This window comes from Pseudomonas sp. JAI120, from assembly GCF_014207255.1.
Lineage (GTDB): Bacteria > Pseudomonadota > Gammaproteobacteria > Pseudomonadales > Pseudomonadaceae > Aquipseudomonas.
In genome coordinates, this window is sequence record NZ_JACHCZ010000008.1 from 92,833 (window position 1) to 108,949 (window position 16,117).

At 59.1% G+C, this 16,117-nt stretch carries 13 protein-coding genes; 9 read left to right on the forward strand and 4 right to left on the reverse strand.

Features of this window, described 5'->3' with window-relative positions; all coding sequences use genetic code 11:
* Positions 1–162 precede the first annotated feature (162 nt).
* The gene (locus tag HDC32_RS29565; protein ID WP_027607049.1) at positions 163–951 is read right to left on the reverse strand and encodes a VacJ family lipoprotein; all 789 of its coding nucleotides are present in this window, start codon (positions 949–951) and stop codon (positions 163–165) included.
* Positions 944–2,242: a serine/threonine protein kinase gene (locus HDC32_RS29570; RefSeq protein WP_027607050.1), complete on the reverse strand. Its 1,299-nt coding sequence runs from the start codon at positions 2,240–2,242 to the stop codon at positions 944–946. Before HDC32_RS29570 ends, HDC32_RS29565 begins: the two co-directional genes overlap by 8 nt.
* 236 nt (positions 2,243–2,478) lie before the next feature.
* On the opposite strand from HDC32_RS29570, the gene HDC32_RS29575 reads away from it, so the two are divergent.
* Positions 2,479–2,847, forward strand: a complete 369-nt coding sequence (locus tag HDC32_RS29575) for a hypothetical protein (protein ID WP_145338021.1) — start codon at positions 2,479–2,481, stop codon at positions 2,845–2,847.
* 79 nt (positions 2,848–2,926) lie between these two features.
* Here HDC32_RS29575 and HDC32_RS29580 read toward each other — a convergent pair whose 3' ends face one another.
* Positions 2,927–4,480, reverse strand: a complete 1,554-nt coding sequence (locus HDC32_RS29580; RefSeq protein WP_184746434.1) for a glycosyl hydrolase family 17 protein — start codon at positions 4,478–4,480, stop codon at positions 2,927–2,929.
* A 332-nt stretch (positions 4,481–4,812) separates the two neighbouring features.
* On the opposite strand from HDC32_RS29580, the gene HDC32_RS29585 reads away from it, so the two are divergent.
* From HDC32_RS29585 to HDC32_RS29595, 3 genes are all read left to right on the forward strand, one after another.
* A complete protein-coding gene (locus tag HDC32_RS29585) occupies positions 4,813–5,664 on the forward strand; it encodes a glycine betaine ABC transporter substrate-binding protein (protein ID WP_131699467.1) in 852 nt (283 codons plus the stop codon).
* Between the two features lie 262 nt (positions 5,665–5,926).
* Positions 5,927–6,238 carry a DUF485 domain-containing protein gene (locus HDC32_RS29590; RefSeq protein ID WP_027607054.1) on the forward strand — a complete coding sequence of 104 codons (312 nt, stop codon included), beginning with the start codon at positions 5,927–5,929 and terminating at the stop codon, positions 6,236–6,238.
* The gene (locus tag HDC32_RS29595; protein WP_131699466.1) at positions 6,235–7,893 is read left to right on the forward strand and encodes a cation acetate symporter; all 1,659 of its coding nucleotides are present in this window, start codon (positions 6,235–6,237) and stop codon (positions 7,891–7,893) included. The genes HDC32_RS29590 and HDC32_RS29595 overlap by 4 nt, the downstream gene beginning before the upstream one ends.
* 239 nt (positions 7,894–8,132) lie before the next feature.
* Here the strand turns inward: HDC32_RS29595 and gltA are convergent, their stop codons facing one another.
* Positions 8,133–9,422 carry a citrate synthase gene (gene gltA, locus HDC32_RS29600; RefSeq protein ID WP_003172803.1) on the reverse strand — a complete coding sequence of 430 codons (1,290 nt, stop codon included), beginning with the start codon at positions 9,420–9,422 and terminating at the stop codon, positions 8,133–8,135.
* 364 nt (positions 9,423–9,786) lie between these two features.
* Here gltA and sdhC point away from each other — a divergent pair, with 364 nt between their 5' ends.
* The 5 genes from sdhC to HDC32_RS29625 all read left to right on the forward strand — a co-directional run bounded on the left by sdhC (position 9,787) and on the right by HDC32_RS29625 (position 16,108).
* Entirely contained in the window at positions 9,787–10,161 is a 375-nt protein-coding gene (gene sdhC / locus HDC32_RS29605; RefSeq protein WP_003172804.1) for a succinate dehydrogenase, cytochrome b556 subunit, read from the forward strand.
* Positions 10,155–10,523: a succinate dehydrogenase, hydrophobic membrane anchor protein gene (sdhD, locus tag HDC32_RS29610; protein ID WP_003172805.1), complete on the forward strand. Its 369-nt coding sequence runs from the start codon at positions 10,155–10,157 to the stop codon at positions 10,521–10,523. Before sdhC ends, sdhD begins: the two co-directional genes overlap by 7 nt.
* A 3-nt stretch (positions 10,524–10,526) precedes the next feature.
* Positions 10,527–12,299 (forward strand): succinate dehydrogenase flavoprotein subunit, encoded by a 1,773-nt coding sequence (sdhA, locus tag HDC32_RS29615; protein ID WP_053130512.1) that lies wholly within the window; start codon positions 10,527–10,529, stop codon positions 12,297–12,299.
* A gap of 11 nt (positions 12,300–12,310) precedes the next feature.
* Positions 12,311–13,015: a succinate dehydrogenase iron-sulfur subunit gene (locus tag HDC32_RS29620; RefSeq protein WP_003172807.1), complete on the forward strand. Its 705-nt coding sequence runs from the start codon at positions 12,311–12,313 to the stop codon at positions 13,013–13,015.
* A 261-nt stretch (positions 13,016–13,276) separates the two neighbouring features.
* Entirely contained in the window at positions 13,277–16,108 is a 2,832-nt protein-coding gene (locus tag HDC32_RS29625; protein ID WP_131699465.1) for a 2-oxoglutarate dehydrogenase E1 component, read from the forward strand.
* Positions 16,109–16,117 lie beyond the last annotated feature (9 nt).

Sequence of the window (16,117 nt, forward strand, 5' to 3'; positions counted from 1 at the left end):
CAAGCTTATGACCATCGGTGTCTATGGGCTGTTGCTGACCCGGAAGCTCGGTCGGATGGTCCGTCGCATTCCTGTGCGGGTGGTTCCAGTCATGCTGCTGTTGCCGCCACTCCGCGCAAAAAAAAGGCCATTCATTCGAATGGCCTTTTTTGTCGGCGTTACTTACTCGGCAATCTGCAATTTGCGTGATTCCGTATAGATATACCGCACCTTTTCATACTCGAACGGCGAGTTCATCTGACCGTAGCGGAAGCTGGTCTGGTAGCGCTTGTCCACCGCGCGCAGGGCCCAGATTTCCGGGTGGTTGGAGCTGACTTCGGAGACGTTCAGGAAGTTGATCTGCGACTCGGCGGTGTAGTCCACCAGCAAGCCGCCGGTGTCACGCAGGTTCGACGGGCCGAAGATCGGCAGCACCAGGTAGGCACCGCCGGGCACGCCGTAGAAGCCCAGGGTCTGGCCGAAGTCTTCGCTCTGGCGCGGCAGGCCCATGGCGGTCGCCGGGTCCCACAGGCCGGCGATGCCGACGGTGGTGTTGAGCAGCAGGCGCCCGGTGGTTTCCAGGGAACGGTGGCCTTTGAGTTGCAGCAGGCTGTTCAACAGGTTGGGCACGTCGCCCAGGTTGTTGAAGAAGTTGCTCACGCCGGTGCGCAGGAAGCTTGGCGTGACGTAGCGGTAGCCGTCGACCACCGGTAGGAACACCCATTGGTCGAAGCGGTAGTTGAAGTGGTACACGCGGCGGTTCCACGACTCCAACGGGTCATACACATTCAGCGCGTTGACCGATGAGCGTTCGAACTCACGCTGGTCCAGGCCCGGGTTGAACTTGAGTTTGCTCAATGGCTCCTTGAAACCGTCGGAGTCCATCACGACAGGCGCGTGAGCCTTGCTGTTGTCGGCATTGGCTACGCCCGCACACATCAGGGCGGCGAGCAGCAGAAGATATTTAGCCACGGAAGAACTCCAGCATGGCGTCGGCGTTGACGCGGTAATTGAGGTTGCCGCAATGGCCGCCCAGCGGGTAGACGGTCAAGCGATCGCCGAAGGTTTTACGCAGGAAACCAAGGTCGCCGGGGCCGAGGATCACGTCGTCGGCGTTGTGCATGACGGCGATTTTCGGGCTGGCGTGCAGGTAGTCCTTGAGGGCGTACAGGCTGACCTGGTCAACCAGTTGCAGCAGGCTGCCGCCGTCGGAGCGGGCGCGCCACATCGGGATCACCTGTTCGGTGAGGTAGCAGTCGAAGTCGCACTGCAGCGCACGCTTGAGGAACGGCGTGAGGCTGGTGCCTTCGCTGATCGGGTACTTCGGCGGGATGATCAGGCCACGGCGGTTGATCAGGTCCGAAGTAAAGGCGATGTCGGCCGCCGAGAAGCGGAACGAGGTGCCGATCAGCATGGCCATCTGTTCGTTGGTCAGGTGCTGCTTGGATTGCTGGAAGTCGTAGAGCAGGGCGTCATTGAGGTCGATGTAGCCCTTTTGCTGGAAGTAACGGGTCAGCTTGTTCAACACCAGTTCATAGAACGTGGTGGTGTTGTTGATGCCCTTGACCTCGGTCTGTACCAGCTTGTCGAGGTTGGTGATCGAGGTGTAGAGGTTGACCGGCGGGTTGAGCAGCAGCACTTTCTTGAAGTTGAAGCTGCGGCGGGTCTCGTCGAGCTTGCTGACAAACGCCGCATCCAGCGCGCCGAGGCTGTAGCCGGTGAGGTAGAAGTCGGTCACCGGCAGCGAAGCGTTCTGCGCGCGCACGGCTTGCATCACGCGGTACATGTCTTCGGCATCTTCCTGGCTGATGCCGGGGGTGGCGAAGCGCGACGCAGAGGCGATGAAGTCGAAGCTGGTGGGCGACGACAGTTGCACCACGTGGTAGCCGGCCTGGTAATACAGTTTTTTCAGGTATTCGTTGATGCTGCTGTCAAACCGCGCACCGGTGCCTGCGATCAGGAAGATCAGCGGCGCAGCACGATCCTGCTTGGCGATGCGGTAAGTGAGTTTCTTCACTGCCCAGAAATTGTCCGGCAGGCTGAACTCGCGCTCGGGGCGCATATTCAGGGTGTAGTCGGACTGATTGATCTCGTCATCGGTCGGCAATGTAGGCCGAAGGTCAGGCGGAGTGGTGGCGATGGTCGCTTCGAACGGGTTGGTCAAAGGGTAGCCATAGCTGGCTTGGTCGATATCGACGGCCAGTGCTGACGCACTCAAAAAAAGGCTGCCCAGCAGAGCAGCACAGCGCAAGGAACGGAGCATGACTTAATCCCTAAGAGGAAACGTGCTTAATGAAGTTCGCAGGCTATGACCACCGCGTTGCCACCGAAGTGCCAGTCTTCGGCACGAAAAGTCGGAAAATAACGTCGGAATCGGGGTAATAGTAGCGAGACGATACACTTTGCCATGCATTAGTGAACACTAATTGTGTGTATGCACCTTGCTAACGGCCGCCGGCGCATTAAGCTGAGCGCCGTTTTTGCCTACCGGAGTGCTCCATGTCCCGCCGCTTGCCGCTGATTCTGCTGCTTATTGCCCTGCCGTTATGGCTGGCTGCCAGTTATGGCGCACGTTATGGCTTTATGGAAGATGGCCAGTGGGTCGGCATCTGTGCCGACGAGGCCAGCCGCTGGGAATGCCAGGTGCGTTCGAACCTGGGCTTGATGATCCACTTCAAGGTGCTGGGCTGGGCCGCGCTGGTGACGGCGGTACTGGCATTTTTCGTACCGGGCCGTGCGGGATGGGGCTTGGCGGTGCTGGGGCTGGTGTTCGGGTTCCCGGCCCTGGCGTTGTACAACACCACGTTTGCGGTGTTTGCGGTAGTGATTGCGGGGTTGCGGTTGGTCAGGCAGCCGCGGGGCGCCTGATAAGGCCAATCGGGGGCAAGCCCCTCCCACCTTTGGAATACGTTCTCATGTGGGAGGGGGCTTGTCCCCGATAGCGGTTTTAAGTCTTGCGCACCCGCAAGCACCGCCACAAAGCCACAACCATCAACCCGCTGACCAGCGCCCAACCCCATGCCTGCTGGTTCAGCAGACCTTCACGGTACAGCTGCGGCGCAATGCCGGCGCCGATGATAAAAGTCAGCAGGGCGATCTCCCGGCGTGGCCCGGTCACCGGGCGAACCAGGTACACCAAGGCCGGCAGCAGCAGTGCTGCACTTGGGAAGCTGCGGTAGCGTGGGTCAAACACCAGTGCCAGCATCATCACTGCGCCGGCGAACCCGGCGATTGCCACCAGCCAGCCGGCGTGTTGTTCCAGCCAGTTGAACAGCCGTTCGCGCCAGCCTTTCCGGGCACTCAGGGCCAGGGCCGCGTGGGCCAGCACCAGCAGGTTCAGCGCCACGATTAAACCGGCCCATACCCACTCATCGTTGAAGCGCGCAGTCACGCGGGTCAGTTCAGCCCAGGTACCGATGGAGCAGGCAGCCACCACACCCAGCAGTGGCAAGGCCATTGCGGCACGAGTGCTGCGAACGCGACCACCGAGCACCAACGTGCCCAGCAGGATAATCCCGCCCACCCCCAGCCACAGCGGCCAGTACGGCACATTGGTCACCGGCCCGGCGAGGATCCCCTTGTCCTGGCGATCGGCATCGAACAGGCCCCAGTAACCGCCCACGGCGCCTTCACTGGCGCGCTTCCACGGTTGGTCGAACGCTTCGATCAGGTTGTAGTGCCAGCCATTGGCTTCGGCCATGGCCACGAAACCGCGCATGAACTTGGCTTCATTGACCCGGCTCGGCACTGCGGTTTCGCGCTGGCGACCTTCGCTGGGCCAGCCGGTCTCGCCGATCAATATGTCCTTGGGCGCGAATTTGTTGCCAAACGTCTGGCGTACATCGCCCACATGCTTGAGGGCCTGGTCGATGCCGGAGGGGTCATCTTCCCAGTACGGCAGCAGATGGATGGTCAGGAAGTCCACCGCCGGAGCGATTTCCGGGTGCTGCAGCCAGAACTCCCAGACGTCGGCATAGGTGACCGGCTGCTTGATCTGGCTTTTGACTTTATGGATCAGCGTCACCAGCTGTTTGGCGGTGACTTCCTTGCGCAGCAGCGCTTCGTTGCCGACGATCACCGAGGTGACCACATCGGGGTTGGCGTTGGCGGACGCGATCAGCTCGTCGATCTCCTTTTCGGTTGTCACTGGGTCACTGCTGACCCAGGCGCCCGCCATCACCTTTAGGCCGTGCTTGCGCGCCAGGTCCGGCAAGGCTTCCAGGCCGGTCATGGAGTAGGTGCGGATGCATTCGAAGCGGGTGGCCAGCAGTGCGAGGTCGGCGTCCATGCGCTCGGGGCGCAGTTTGAACGGTTGGTCGAAGGGCGATTGGTCCTTGTCGAACGGCGTGTACGACGCACATTGCAGCTTGTGACTGGCACTGGCCACATCGGGCAGCACCACCGGCCGGCCGAGGCCATACCAGTAACCAGCAAGGGCCAGCAGGCCGAGGATCAGAGCGAAGCAATAGGGCAGGGCAGGGAAGCGGGCAGTCGCGGGCATGGTCGGCTTATCTGGGGGAGCAAAGGCGCGCATCTTACCCGGATTTGCGCTATCCCAGTGGGGCTGCATAATTTTGACATGCAAAGTTCAGGCGGGAATGTGGGGTTAAGTCCTACGAAAAGTCCTACTGGCGATGTGATGTCGTTTCTTGCTTGCATGAGGTCGCTGACAGAGCAGGTCGAAGGCCCCGGCAGGTTGATGATCGACGTGTCAGCACTCCACTGATGTCGCAGCAGCCGGATCGATGCGCGTGAAGGGGGCGCGGCGCACCACATAACAACAGGTTGACGTCGCTCGACATCCGTCGGGCGCAGCACTTTCGGGGAAGTACGATGAAGATGCGACGACTCTTGGGCGCAGCTGCCACTCTGGTAGTTGCGATGAGCTCCACACTGGCCAGCGCCGACAGCAAAACTCTGAGCATCGGTTATGTAGATGGCTGGTCCGACAGCGTTGCCACCACGCACGTGGCGGCAGAGGTGATCAAGGCAAAGCTCGGTTATGACGTGAAACTGCAAGCGGTCGCCACCGGGATCATGTGGCAGGGCGTGGCCACCGGTAAACTCGATGCCATGCTCTCCGCCTGGCTGCCCGTGACCCACGGCGAGTACTGGACCAAGAACAAGGACAAAGTGGTCGACTACGGCCCCAACTTCAAGGATGCGAAGATCGGCTTGATCGTGCCGGAGTACGTCAAGGCCAAGTCTATTGAAGACCTCAAGACCGATACCACCTTCAAGAACAAGATCGTCGGCATCGATGCCGGTTCAGGCGTGATGCTCAAGACCGACGAAGCCATCAAGCAGTACGGCCTCGACTACAAGCTGCAAGCCAGTTCGGGTGCGGCGATGATCGCCGAGCTGACCCGTGCCGAAGACAAGCAGGAATCCATTGCGGTCACCGGCTGGGTGCCACACTGGATGTTCGCCAAGTGGAAACTGCGTTTCCTGGACGATCCAAAAGGGATTTATGGTGCTGCTGAAACCGTCAACAGCATCGGCAGCAAGGGCCTGGAGAAGAAAGCGCCGGAAGTCGCGGCCTTCCTGAAGAAATTCCAGTGGGCCTCCAAGGATGAGATCGGCGAAGTCATGCTCGCTATCCAGGAAGGTGCCAAGCCTGATGCGGCCGCGAAGGACTGGGTTGCCAAGCACCCTGAGCGCGTTGCTGAATGGATCGGTAAATAACCCCCCAATGCCTTGATACACCCCCTGTGGGAGGGGGCTTGCCCCCGATAGCGGAGTGTCAGTCGTCAATGATCTGACTGGCTCGCCGCTACCGGGAGCAAGCCCCCTCCCACATTGTTTTCGTCACCCGCAAATGTTTCTGCGCCCTCTCAATCCCTCGCTACACTCCGTCTACTACTAAGGTCGTCTGGAACCTGTTCCGTAGCCGCATACAGTGGATACGTTCCAATAATAAAAAAGCTGTGCTGCGAGGATAAAAACAATGAACGACAGCATTTACCTCTCGATTCAAAACAGCCCGCGTTTCAAGGAGCTGGTGAGAAAAAGGGAAAGGTTCGCCTGGATTCTCTCGGCGATCATGCTAGGGCTTTACTCCGGATTCATTCTGTTGATCGCCTACGGGCCACAAGTACTGGGGGCTAAACTCAGCCCCGGCTCATCCATCACCTGGGGCATCCCCATCGGGGTAGGGCTGATTGTCTCGGCCTTTGTCCTCACCGGCATCTATGTGCGACGCGCCAACGGCGAATTCGACGACCTGAACAATGCGATTCTCAAGGAGGCTGCGCAATGATCCGTCGTCTATTGGCTGTATTCGGCGCTTCGGTCTTCGCGCCCGCTGTTTGGGCGGCGGATGCATTGACCGGTGAAGTGCACAAACAACCGCTGAATATCGCAGCGATCCTGATGTTCGTGGCCTTTGTCGGCGCGACGTTGTGCATCACCTACTGGGCGTCCAAGCGCAACAACTCGGCGGCCGACTACTATGCGGCCGGCGGCAAGATCACCGGTTTCCAGAATGGCCTGGCGATTGCCGGCGACTACATGTCGGCCGCGTCCTTCCTGGGTATTTCCGCACTGGTGTTCACCTCTGGCTACGACGGCCTGATCTACTCGATCGGCTTCCTGGTGGGCTGGCCGATCATTCTGTTCCTGATCGCCGAGCGCCTGCGTAACCTGGGCAAGTACACGTTTGCCGACGTGGCGTCCTATCGCCTCGGGCAAACCCAGATCCGCAGCCTGTCGGCCTGTGGTTCCCTGGTCGTGGTGGCGTTCTACCTGATCGCGCAAATGGTGGGTGCGGGCAAGCTGATCCAACTGCTGTTCGGCCTCGACTACCATGTGGCGGTGATCCTGGTAGGGATCCTGATGTGCATGTACGTGCTGTTCGGCGGCATGCTGGCGACCACCTGGGTGCAGATCATCAAGGCGGTGCTGTTGCTGTCCGGTGCCTCGTTCATGGCGCTGATGGTGATGAAGCACGTCAACTTCGACTTCAACATGCTGTTCTCCGAGGCGATCAAGGTTCACCCTAAAGGTGAAGCGATCATGAGCCCCGGCGGCCTGGTGAAAGACCCGATTTCCGCGTTCTCCCTGGGCCTGGCACTGATGTTCGGTACCGCCGGCCTGCCGCACATCCTGATGCGCTTCTTCACTGTAAGTGACGCCAAGGAAGCGCGTAAGAGCGTGCTGTATGCCACTGGCTTCATCGGCTACTTCTACATCCTGACCTTTATCATCGGCTTCGGCGCGATCCTGCTGGTCAGTACCAACCCGGCGTTCAAGGATGCTGCAGGCGCCTTGCTCGGTGGTAACAACATGGCGGCGGTGCACCTGGCCAACGCGGTGGGCGGCAGTATCTTCCTGGGCTTCATCTCGGCTGTGGCCTTCGCCACCATCCTGGCAGTGGTTGCCGGTTTGACCCTGGCCGGTGCTTCGGCGGTGTCCCATGACCTGTACGCCAGCGTGATCAAGAAGGGCAAGGCCAACGAGAAGGATGAGATTCGCGTATCGAAGATCACCACTATCGCCCTGGCCGTGCTGGCGATTGGTCTGGGTATCCTGTTCGAAAGCCAGAACATCGCGTTCATGGTCGGCCTGGCGTTCTCGATTGCCGCCAGCTGTAACTTCCCGGTACTGCTGCTTTCCATGTACTGGAAAAACCTCACCACCCGTGGCGCGATGATTGGCGGCTGGCTGGGCCTGGTCAGTGCCGTTGGCCTGATGATCCTGGGTCCGACCATCTGGGTCTCGATCCTGCATCACGAAAAAGCCATCTTCCCGTACGAGTACCCGGCGCTGTTCTCGATGATCATCGCGTTCGTCGGCATCTGGTTCTTCTCCATCACCGACAAGTCGGCGGCGGCAGAGAAAGAGCGTGCACTGTACTTCCCGCAGTTTGTGCGTTCGCAGACTGGCCTGGGGGCGAGTGGGGCGGTTAATCACTAAGGTTGTAGCTGGACAAAGAGATGCCCCGGTCGAAAGGCCGGGGCATTTTTTTGTCTGGAGGTTATGAAGGTGCTTGTGCCAATGCCATCGGGGGCAACCCCCCCTCTCACAGTTAACCGAGTACATCATTTGGAATGCAGTTCAATGTGGGGGGCTTGCCCCGATGGGGGTAGATCAGTCGACACAAATAAAAACGGCCTCCACTGAGGGAGGCCGTTTTCGGTGCTGCTAAAAGCTGCTTACTTGCGATCTTCCAGCTTGGTAATGTCACGCGACTCGTAGCCGGTGTACAACTGGCGCGGGCGGCCAATCTTGTACGGGCTGGAGAGCATTTCTTTCCAATGGGAGATCCAGCCCACGGTCCGCGCCAGGGCGAAGATCACGGTGAACATGCTGGTTGGAATGCCGATCGCCTTGAGGATGATCCCCGAGTAGAAGTCGACGTTCGGGTACAGCGAGCGTTCTATGAAGTACGGGTCGGTCAGGGCGATCTCTTCCAGGCGCATGGCCAGTTCGAGTTGCGGATCGTTCTTGATGCCCAGTTCCTTCAACACTTCGTCGCAGGTCTGTTTCATGACGGTGGCGCGCGGGTCGCGGTTCTTGTAGACCCGGTGACCGAAGCCCATCAACTTGAACGGATCGTTCTTGTCCTTGGCCTTGGCGATGAACTTGTCGATGTTGGACACATCGCCGATTTCATCGAGCATGGTCAATACGGCTTCGTTCGCACCGCCGTGGGCAGGGCCCCACAGCGCGGCGATGCCGGCGGCGATACAGGCGAACGGGTTGGCACCCGAAGAGCCTGCCAGGCGCACGGTGGACGTCGAGGCGTTTTGCTCGTGGTCGGCGTGGAGGATGAAGATCCGGTCCATTGCCTTGGCCAGCACCGGGCTGATCGGTTTGATCTCGCACGGGGTGTTGAACATCATGTGCAGGAAGTTTTCCGCGTACGTCAGGTCGTTGCGCGGGTACATCATGGGTTGACCCATGGAGTACTTGTAAACCATTGCGGCCAGCGTCGGCATCTTGGCAACCAGGCGGATCGCGGAAATTTCGCGATGCTGCGGGTTATTGATGTCGAGAGAGTCGTGATAGAAGGCCGACAGGGCGCCGACCACGCCGCACATGACGGCCATCGGGTGGGCGTCGCGACGGAAGCCGTTGAAGAAGGTCTTCAACTGCTCGTGAACCATGGTGTGGTTCTTCACGGTGCTGACGAACTGGGCTTTTTGCTCGGCTGTTGGCAATTCGCCATTTAGCAGCAGGTAGCAGGTTTCCAGGTAGTCCGATTTTTCAGCCAGTTGCTCAATCGGGTAGCCCCGGTGCAGCAGGATGCCATTGTCGCCGTCGATATAGGTGATCTTCGACTCGCAAGAGGCGGTCGACATGAAGCCTGGGTCGAAAGTGAAACGGCCCGTGGCCGTCAGGCCCCGTACGTCGATAACATCGGGACCAACGGTGCCGGTTAAAATGGGCAGCTCGACGGGGGCTGCGCCCTCGATGATCAACTGCGCTTTTTTGTCAGCCATGTGGCCTCCTATTTATGCTTCAAATCATCAGACAGACCCCCCACGCAGGGCCCGCACCACTATAGTGAGATAAATTCAGATGTCAATTTGCCTAAAGTCTTGCTCCAGAAGGCTTTAAGCGTACTTTTTCCTCGAAATTGCCTGCCATTTACGCCTTTTATCTCGCCAGCGCAATCCGCTATTAGGGTGAGGAGCGCGCGTTGTCATTAGTAACCTAACTGTCTATACTCGGCCACCGACCGCCAAGGGCTTTTGGGCTTGCTTTCATTGGGGGTCGCACTCCCTGGGTGGTGCTTACCTGACCAGTGCACTCCCCAACAACTTTGCCCTGATTGTTAGGGGCTCTTCAGTGTGAAAAAAAGCCGTGAATAGCCAACGACCTGTAAACCTAGACCTAAGGACCATCAAACTCCCCATCACCGGCGTTACGTCGTTCCTGCACCGTGTTTCCGGCATCATCCTGTTCCTGGGCTTGGGCATCATGCTTTATGCATTGAGCAAATCCCTGGGTTCCGAGGAAGGATACGCCGAGGTGAAGGCATGCTTGACCAGCCCGCTGGCCAAGTTCGTAGCATGGGGCCTCCTGTCCGCTCTGCTTTATCACCTGGTAGCCGGTGTGCGCCACTTGATCATGGATATGGGCATCGGTGAGACGCTGGAAGGCGGCCGCCTGGGCTCGAAAATCATCATCGCCATTTCCGTGGTGCTGATCGTTCTGGCAGGAGTTTGGATATGGTAACCAGCGTTACGAACCTATCGCGTTCGGGCCTCTATGACTGGATGGCGCAGCGTGTGTCTGCGGTCGTTCTCGCGGCTTATTTCATTTTCCTGATCGGATACCTCGTCGCAAACCCGGGCATTGGCTACGAGCAATGGCACGGGCTGTTTTCCCACAATGCGATGCGAATCTTCAGCCTGCTGGCCCTTGTAGCCCTGGGCGCTCACGCCTGGGTCGGCATGTGGACCATCGCGACTGACTACCTGACGCCGATGGCGCTGGGCAAGTCCGCGACCGCAGTCCGTTTCCTCTTCCAGGCAGTATGCGGCGTCGCGATGTTCGCTTACTTCGTCTGGGGTGTGCAGATTCTTTGGGGTATCTGATTCATGGCTAACATTCCAACTATTTCATTCGACGCCATCATTATTGGTGGCGGCGGTGCTGGCATGCGCGCGGCGTTGCAGCTGGCCCAGGGCGGTCACAAGACTGCCGTGATCACCAAGGTGTTCCCGACGCGCTCCCACACCGTATCGGCCCAGGGTGGCATCACCTGCGCCATCGCGTCCGCCGACCCGAACGACGACTGGCGCTGGCACATGTACGATACCGTCAAGGGTTCCGACTATATCGGTGACCAGGACGCTATCGAATACATGTGTCAGGAAGGCCCGGCCGCGGTGTTCGAGCTGGACCACATGGGTCTGCCGTTCTCCCGTACCGAACAAGGTCGTATCTACCAGCGTCCATTCGGCGGCCAGTCGAAGGATTACGGTAAAGGCGGCCAGGCTGCCCGTACCTGTGCCGCGTCCGACCGTACCGGTCACGCGCTGCTGCACACCCTTTATCAGGGCAACCTGAAAGCCGGTACCACGTTCCTGAACGAGTACTACGCGGTTGACCTGGTCAAGAACGCACAAGGCGAGTTCGTCGGTGTGATCGCCATCTGCATCGAAACCGGTGAAACCACCTACATCCGCGCCAAGGCTACTGTTCTGGCGACTGGCGGTGCAGGTCGTATCTACGCGTCGACCACCAATGCCCTGATCAACACCGGTGACGGCGTCGGCATGGCACTGCGTGCCGGCGTGCCGGTGCAAGACATCGAAATGTGGCAGTTCCACCCGACCGGCATCGCCGGCGCTGGTGTACTGGTGACCGAGGGTTGCCGTGGTGAAGGTGGTTACCTGATCAACAAGCACGGCGAGCGTTTCATGGAGCGTTATGCTCCGAACGCGAAAGACCTGGCGGGTCGTGACGTTGTTGCTCGTTCGATGGTTAAGGAAATCATCGCCGGTAACGGCTGTGGCCCGAATGGTGATCACGTGCTGCTGAAGCTCGATCACCTGGGTGAAGAAGTGCTGCACAGCCGCCTGCCGGGTATCTGTGAACTGTCCAAGACCTTTGCCCACGTTGACCCAGTGGTTGCTCCGGTTCCGGTTGTTCCAACCTGCCACTACATGATGGGCGGTGTTCCGACCAACATTCATGGCCAGGCGATCACCCAGAACGCCGACGGCGTGGACGAGATCATCCACGGTCTGTTCGCAGTAGGCGAAGTGGCTTGCGTATCGGTGCACGGTGCCAACCGTCTCGGCGGCAACTCGCTGCTCGACCTGGTGGTATTCGGCCGCGCAGCTGGCCTGCACCTGGAAAAAGCCCTGACCGACGGCATCGAATACGATGACGCCACCGACGCCAACATCGAGGCCGCCCTGGCGCGTCTGAACGCTCTGAACGAGCGGACTGATGGCGAAGACGTGGCAACCCTGCGTCGCGAACTGCAGAACTGCATGCAGAACTACTTCGGTGTATTCCGTACCGGCGAATACATGCAGAAGGGTATTGCCCAGCTGGCCGATCTGCGCAAGCGCATCGCCAACGTCAAGATCAACGATAAGAGCCAGGCGTTCAACACCGCTCGTATCGAAGCCCTTGAGCTGCAAAACCTGCTGGAAGTGGCTGAAGCGACTGCGATCGCCGCCGAGGTTCGTAAAGAATCCCGTGGTGCCCACGCTCGTGAAGACTTTGAAGATCGCGATGACGAAAACTGGTTGTGCCACACCCTGTATTTCCCGGGTGACAAGCGCGTAACCAAGCGTGCTGTGAACTTCTCGCCGAAGACGGTTCCGACGTTTGAACCGAAAATTCGGACTTACTAAGGGTGGCTGCCATGTTGAAAGTCAGTGTTTATCGCTACAACCCTGATCAGGACGCTGCGCCGTTCATGCAGGAGTTCCAGGTCGATACCGGTGGTAAAGACCTGATGGTGCTGGATGTATTGGCACTGATCAAAGAGCAGGACGAGGGTTTCTCCTATCGTCGCTCTTGCCGTGAAGGTGTTTGCGGTTCCGACGGCATGAACATCAACGGCAAAAACGGCCTGGCGTGTATCACGCCGCTGTCTGCTGTTGTTAAAGGCAACAAGCTGATCGTTCGTCCTCTGCCAGGTTTGCCGGTTATCCGTGACCTGGTCGTCGATATGAGCATCTTCTACAAGCAATACGAGAAAGTTAAGCCGTTCCTGCAGAACGATACGCCGGCTCCGGCCATCGAGCGTCTGCAGTCCCCTGAAGAGCGTGAAAAGCTCGACGGTCTGTACGAGTGCATCCTGTGCGCCTGCTGCTCGACCTCTTGCCCGTCCTTCTGGTGGAACCCGGACAAGTTCCTGGGTCCAGCTGCCCTGCTGCAAGCGTACCGCTTCCTGGCAGACAGCCGTGATACCAAGACGTCCGAGCGCCTGGCTTCGCTGGATGACCCGTTCAGCGTATTCCGCTGCCGCGGGATCATGAACTGCGTCAACGTATGTCCCAAAGGCCTGAACCCGACTAAGGCCATTGGTCACATCCGTAACATGCTGCTGCAGAGTGGCGTGTAACTGACGTTGTAACAAGGCAGGACCGTTGTGCCCGTAAATGCTGCGGCGCAGGCTTCAACCGGCGCCGTAGTTTTAACTTGAGCAGCGACTTACAAAGCCGCGGCTCTTATTTTGAAGAAATGAGACAAGCAGGGGCATTCGGGTTGGTACCCGAACTATCAGCGTGATCCTAAGTGGCTTGTTTTGGTCGCTGCACTTGGCCTTTTGCAAGCAAACTCGGTGTTTTCGCCGGTGGTGTCCCCAAATCGAGGGTGACCAAGCATGCAAGAAAGCGTGATGCAGCGCATGTGGAACAGCGGCTATCTTTCAGGTGGTAACGCTGCCTATGTGGAAGAGCTTTATGAGCTCTACCTGCACGACCCTAACGCTGTGCCAGAAGAATGGCGCACCAAATTTCAGACGTTGTCTTCAGACGGCAACGCTGCCACCGATGTATCGCACGCAACAATTCGCGATCAGTTCGTGCTGCTGGCAAAGAACCAGCGCCGCGCCCAGCCGGTTTCCGCCGGAAGCGTGAGCAGTGAGCACGAGAAGAAGCAAGTTGAAGTACTGCGACTGATCCAGGCCTACCGGATGCGTGGCCACCAGGCGGCCCAGCTTGACCCGCTGGGGCTCTGGCAGCGTCCTGCACCTGCAGACCTGTCGATCAATCATTACGGCTTGACCAATGCCGATCTTGATACGACCTTCCGTGCCGGCGACCTGTTCATCGGCAAAGAGGAAGCGAGCCTACGCGAAATTCACGAAGCGTTGCAGCAGACATATTGCCGCACCATCGGCGCTGAGTTCACGCACATCACCGATTCCGAGCAACGCCACTGGTTCCAGCATCGCCTGGAAGGCGTACGCGGCCGCCCGGTATTGTCCGACGACGTGCGCAGCCACCTGCTTGAGCGCGTGACCGCAGCAGAGGGCCTGGAAAAATACCTGGGTACCAAATACCCCGGCACCAAGCGTTTCGGCCTGGAAGGCGGCGAGAGCCTGATTCCGATGCTCGACGAGCTGATCCAGCGTTCCGGTTCCTACGGCACCAAGGAAATCGTGATCGGCATGGCCCACCGTGGTCGCCTGAACGTGTTGGTTAACACCTTCGGCAAGAACCCGCGTGAGTTGTTCGACGAGTTCGAAGGCAAGAAGAAGGTCGAGCTGGGTTCCGGTGACGTTAAATACCACCAGGGCTTCTCGTCCAACGTGATGACCACCGGCGGTGAAGTTCACCTGGCCATGGCCTTCAACCCATCCCACCTGGAAATCGTTTCTCCAGTGGTCGAGGGTTCGGTCCGTGCTCGCCAGGATCGTCGTAACGACACCACCGGTGAAAAGGTCCTGCCGATTTCCATCCACGGTGACGCGGCATTCGCCGGTCAAGGCGTGGTCCTGGAAACGTTCCAGATGTCGCAGACTCGCGGCTTCAAGACCGGCGGTACCGTTCACATCGTCATCAACAACCAGGTGGGTTTCACCATCAGCAACCCGTTGGACGCGCGTTCCACCGAGTACGCCACCGACGTTGCCAAGATGATCCAGGCGCCGATCCTCCATGTGAATGGCGATGATCCGGAAGCCGTACTGTTCGTGACCCAACTGGCTGTCGACTACCGCATGCAGTTCAAGCGTGACGTGGTGATCGACCTGGTTTGCTACCGCCGTCGCGGTCACAACGAAGCCGACGAACCAAGCGGCACCCAGCCGTTGATGTATCAGCAGATCACCAAGCAGCGCACCACCCGTGAGCTGTATGCCGAAAGCCTGACCAAGGCCGGTATATTGGATGACGCGCGTGTTCAGGCGAAAATCGATGAATACCGCAACGCGCTGGACAATGGCCTGCATGTCGTAAAAAGCCTGGTCAAAGAGCCGAACAAAGAGCTGTTCGTGGATTGGCGTCCGTACCTGGGGCACACCTGGACCGCGCGTCACGACACCTCGTTCGACCTCAAGACCCTGCAGGAACTGTCCGCCAAGCTGCTGGAAATTCCGGAAGGCTTCGTGGTGCAGCGCCAGGTTGCGAAGATCTACGAAGACCGTCAGAAGATGCAAGCCGGCGGCCTGCCGATCAACTGGGGTTATGCCGAAACCATGGCGTACGCGACCCTGGCGTTCGAAGGTCACCCGATCCGCATGACCGGCCAGGACATCGGCCGTGGTACGTTCTCGCACCGTCACGCGGTATTGCACAACCAGAAAGACGCGGGCACCTACATCCCGTTGCAGAACCTGTACGAAGGCCAGCCGCGTTTCGACCTGTACGATTCGTTCCTGTCCGAAGAAGCCGTACTGGCGTTCGAATACGGTTACTCGACCACCACGCCGCAGGCGCTGGTGATCTGGGAAGCCCAGTTCGGCGACTTCGCCAACGGTGCCCAGGTGGTGATCGACCAGTTCATCACCAGCGGCGAGCACAAGTGGGGCCGTCTGTGCGGTCTGACCATGTTGCTGCCACACGGTTATGAAGGTCAGGGTCCGGAGCACTCCTCGGCCCGTCTGGAGCGTTACCTGCAGCTGTGCGCCGAGCACAACATCCAGGTGTGCGTGCCGACCACCCCGGCCCAGATCTACCACTTGCTGCGTCGCCAGGTGATCCGCCCGCTGCGCAAGCCGCTGGTAGTGCTGACCCCGAAATCGCTGCTGCGTCACAAATTGGCCATCTCGACCCTGGAAGATCTGGCGGACGGTTCGTTCCAGACCGTGATTCCAGAAATCGATACGCTGGACGCGGCCAAGGTCACTCGCCTGATCCTGTGCAGCGGCAAGGTCTACTACGACCTGCTGGAAAAACGCCGTGCCGAAGGCCGCGAAGACATCGCCATCGTGCGTATCGAGCAGCTTTACCCGTTCCCGGAAGATGACCTCATGGAGATCATCGCGCCTTACACCAACCTCACGAATGTGGTGTGGTGTCAGGAAGAACCGATGAACCAGGGCGCTTGGTACAGCAGCCAGCATCACCTGCGTCGCAGCATCGGTAACCACAACAAGGCCCTGGGCCTGGAGTACGCCGGCCGTGATGCTTCCGCTGCACCTGCGTGTGGTTATGCGTCGATGCACGCCGAGCAGCAGGAAAAACTGCTGCAAGATGCTTTCACTGTTTAACGCCTTCGC